1 tRNA gene and 1 rRNA gene are annotated in these 227 nt (G+C 51.1%); both read left to right on the forward strand.

From position 1 onward, the window contains the following. A 16S ribosomal RNA gene (locus GTP23_RS22515) occupies positions 1–70 on the forward strand; the annotation flags it as partial. A 78-nt stretch (positions 71–148) separates the two neighbouring features. Next, positions 149–225: transfer RNA gene (locus tag GTP23_RS22520), tRNA-Ile, on the forward strand. Positions 226–227: the final 2 nt, after the last annotated feature.

Here is a 227-nt window from a genome sequence, read left to right on the forward strand (position 1 = left end):
AGGATTCGTGACTGGGGTGAAGTCGTAACAAGGTAGCCGTATCGGAAGGTGCGGCTGGATCACCTCCTTTCTAGAGTCGCACTAGTCAGCAATGACGACTCATCAAGCGTTCACACTTATCGACTGTAAATAATAAAGAACAGCATTTGGGGCTGTAGCTCAGCTGGTTAGAGCACCGTGTTGATAACGCGGGGGTCGTTGGTTCGAGTCCAACCAGCCCTACCAGT

This window comes from Duganella fentianensis, from assembly GCF_009857835.1.
GTDB classification, from domain to species: domain Bacteria; phylum Pseudomonadota; class Gammaproteobacteria; order Burkholderiales; family Burkholderiaceae_D; genus Rugamonas; species Rugamonas fentianensis.